The following is a 3306-nucleotide window of genomic DNA, read 5'->3' on the forward strand; positions in this document are numbered from 1 at the left end:
CCCAGCGCACCGCCCTGCCCGCCCCCTCGGCCCGGACGGTGCGCTGGGAGATCGCGATCGTGCTGGGGCTGAGCCTCGGCCGGTCGGCGGTCTACGCGGTCGTCCAGCTCATCGACCAGGCCACCCGGGCCCCGCTCGGGGACCAGACCACGGTCCTCAACCCGACCGTGGCCGACCGCTGGGCGTTCGACCTGACCTACCAGCTGCTCGGCATCGCGTTCTCGCTCGTGCCCGTGCTGCTGGTGCTGCACCTGCTGTGGCTGCGCGGGCGTCACCCGTTCCGCGTGCTCGGCCTGGACCTGCGCCGCCCCGGCCGCGACCTCGCGTGGGGCCTCGGGCTGTTCACCGTGATCGGCGTCGGCACCCTCGGCGTCTACGCCGCCGGCCGAGCCCTGGGGATCACGACGGCGATCGTCGCCAACGCGATGGACGAGAGCTGGTACCAGGTCCCCGTCCTGCTCCTCTCGGCCGCGCGGCACGCGCTGCTCGAGGAGGTGATCGTGGGGGCGTGGCTGATCGACCGGCTCGGCTACCTCCAGCGCCTGCGCGAGGCGGGGCTGGGCGCGTCGTCGTCATGGACCGGCACGGAGGGGCTGTTCCTGCCGCTGCGCACCTGGCCCGTGGCGCTCTCCCTCGCGCTGCTGCGCGGGGCGTACCACCTGTATCAGGGTGTGGGGCCGGGGATCGGCAACGCACTCATGGGGGCGGTGTTCGTGCTGGTGTTCCTGCGGGTGCGCCGCGTCATGCCGCTGGTGCTGGCGCACTTCCTGCTCGATGCCGTGGGGTTCGTGGGCTACCCGCTGCTGGCGCGGGCGGGGCTGCTGGGCTGAGCGCCGGGCGGCACGTCAGAGCGTGACGTCGCCCTTCGGGGTCGAGAAGGTCACGGAGACGATGCCCGGGGTGCCGGAGGGGGCCACGTAGTCCACGGACACGTCGGCGACCTCGTCGTCCTCCGTGCCGCCCAGCCACTCGCGCAGGCGGTCCGGGGAGCCGGCGATCGAGAGCCGGGCGATCGAGGCCTGGGCCGGGGCGGCCTGCGAGGGGTGCATGTCCTCCTGGCCGTCGGCCCAGCGCAGGATGAACGGCAGCTGCGGGTCGGCGAGGGTGCCCTTGACGCCGATCTGGCGCCAGGAGAGCTCGCGGCCGTCCGGGAAGCGGCGGTTGCCGGGGACGGCCTCGCGGCCGAGGCGGCGCTCGAAGCGGCCGATGTCGTTCGTGGTCACGGCCCAGCTCATCCAGCCGCCGCCCTGCTCGGACCGCGCGCGGACCAGCTGGCCGAACGGGGCGCTGAGGGACGCGGGATGGTCCAGGGCCTCGACGACCTCGAGGTACTGGTTGCCGGTCATGGGGAACAGGGCGTTCTGCGTGCCGAAGCGCGGGTGGATCCCGCCCTTGACGCGCTCCACGCCGAGCCGCTCGGCGATGCGGGCGACGGTGGCGTCCAGGCCCTCCGGGCCGGCGGCGTAGGACACGTGGTCCATGCGACAGGTGTTCACGGCGCGGATCCTTCCGTTCCCCCGGCGGGCCGAGGGGTTGACCTGGGTGCGTGCTGCGAGGAACGGCCGGCCCTTGACGCGCCGGGTGCCCCCGTGCCGGAAGCGTATCCGCGCGTGACCTGTGTGACGAAATCGGGGAGGACGGTGTCGCTACACTGGGGCCCACGGTCACGAGAGTCAGCGCAAGGCCCCGGCGAGCTGACCGGCAACCCTCCTCCGCGGTGGGGTGCCCCGGGTGACGACCAGGCCGGCCCCGCACCCGGGCGCCGGCAAGCGCGGGCCGTCCCTGGCGTCCCGGGACGGCGTGCACCCCTGGTACGCCCGGCCCGGTTCCGGGAAGGTCCCTGACTCCTCAGGAGGACCAGCCATGAGCACCCAGCCCACCCCCCGCAGGGGCTTCTCCACCATGCAGATCCACGCCGGCACGGACGCCCCGCACGCCTTCGGCGCGACGGCCCTGCCGATCTACCAGACCACCTCGTACGACTTCCCGTCCGCCCAGGTCGCGGCGGACCGCTTCGCGCTCGCGGACCTCGGCCCCATCTACACGCGCATCGGCAACCCCACACAGTCGGCGGTGGAGGAGAAGATCGCGGCCCTCGAGGGCGGTGTGGGCGCCCTCCTGCTGGCCTCGGGCCAGTCGGCCACCACGTTCGCGATCCTCAACGTGGCCGGCGCCGGTGACCACGTCGTCGCCTCCGCCTCCCTCTACGGCGGCACGCAGAACCTGTTCAAGCACACCCTGGCGCGCGTCGGCGTCGAGGTCACCTTCGTGCAGGACCCCGACGACCTGGACGCCTGGCGCGCCGCGGCCCGCCCGGAGACCAAGGCCTTCTTCGCGGAGGCCCTGGGCAACCCGCGCGGGGACGTGCTGGACGTGGCCGGGGTCGCCGCCGCGGCCCACGACGCCGGGGTGCCCCTGATCGTGGACAACACCCTCACGACCCCCTACCTGCTGCGGCCGTTCGAGCACGGAGCGGACGTCGTGGTCCACTCCGCCACGAAGTACCTCGGCGGGCACGCGGCCGCGATGGCCGGCGTGATCGTGGACTCCGGCCGGTTCGACTTCGCGCGGGACCCGGAGCGGTTCCCGGGGTTCAACGAGCCGGACGAGTCCTACCACGGCCTGGTCTACGCCCGGGACCTGGGCGTGGGCTCGCCCCTCGGAGCGAACCTCGCCTTCGTCCTCAAGGCCCGCGTGCAGCTGCTGCGCGACTACGGCTCGGCCATCTCCCCGTTCAACGCGTTCCTGGTGAACCTGGGCCTGGAGACCCTGTCCCTGCGCATGGACCGGGCCGTCGCCAGCGCGCTGGCCGTGGCCCGCCACCTGGAGAGCCACCCCCAGGTGGAGTCCGTGTCCCACCCCGGGCTCGAGTCCAGCCCGTGGCACGCCCGCGCCCAAGAGCTGCTGCCCCGGGGCGCCGGCGCGTTCGTGTCCTTCGAGATCGCGGGGGGTGCCGCCGCGGGGGCCGCCTTCGTGGATGGCCTCGAGCTTCACCACCACGTGGCGAACATCGGGGACGTCCGCTCGCTGGTGGTGCACCCGGCGTCGACGACGCACGCCCAGCTGGCCGAGGACGAGCAGCGCGCCGCCGGGGTGACGCCGGGGCTGGTGCGGCTCTCCCTGGGCCTGGAGGACGTGGAGGACATCCTCGCCGACCTGGACAAGGGCTTCGCGGCCGCGGCCGCCGCCCTCGACGCCGCCGAGCAGGACTGAGGGCCATGACCGCCATCGACCCCCGCATCCTGACCGGCCACGCCGCCCATCGTCCGCACCAAGGCCCGCAGGGCGAGGCCGCCCCCTCCGCCC

At 74.1% G+C, this 3306-nt stretch carries 3 protein-coding genes and 1 riboswitch; of the genes, 2 read left to right on the top strand and 1 reads right to left on the bottom strand.

The features are described 5' to 3' along the window. The first annotated feature begins 14 nt into the window (after positions 1-14). Positions 15-830: a CPBP family intramembrane glutamic endopeptidase gene (locus MHY29_RS11640; RefSeq protein WP_239241414.1), complete on the top strand. Its 816-nt coding sequence runs from the start codon at positions 15-17 to the stop codon at positions 828-830. A gap of 15 nt (positions 831-845) precedes the next feature. On the opposite strand, the gene MHY29_RS11645 is transcribed toward MHY29_RS11640, so the two are convergent. Further along, complete coding sequence (locus tag MHY29_RS11645) at positions 846-1496, bottom strand: VOC family protein (protein ID WP_239241403.1); 651 nt, start codon at positions 1494-1496, stop codon at positions 846-848. A gap of 166 nt (positions 1497-1662) precedes the next feature. Beyond that, positions 1663-1778, top strand: a riboswitch (SAM riboswitch). A gap of 85 nt (positions 1779-1863) precedes the next feature. Between MHY29_RS11645 and MHY29_RS11650 the strand changes: the two genes are divergently transcribed. Then, on the top strand, positions 1864-3213 hold the full coding sequence (locus MHY29_RS11650) for an O-acetylhomoserine aminocarboxypropyltransferase/cysteine synthase family protein (RefSeq protein ID WP_239241412.1): 1350 nt from the start codon (positions 1864-1866) through the stop codon (positions 3211-3213). Positions 3214-3306: the final 93 nt, after the last annotated feature.

The sequence above is a fragment of the Micrococcus sp. ACRRV genome (assembly GCF_022346985.1).
GTDB lineage: Bacteria > Actinomycetota > Actinomycetes > Actinomycetales > Micrococcaceae > Micrococcus > Micrococcus porci.

Excerpts from the sequence above, each read along its gene's own strand:
- MHY29_RS11650 (WP_239241412.1), top strand. The coding sequence starts at position 1,864 with ATGAGCACCCAGCCCACCCCCCGCAGGGGCTTCTCCACCATGCAGATC.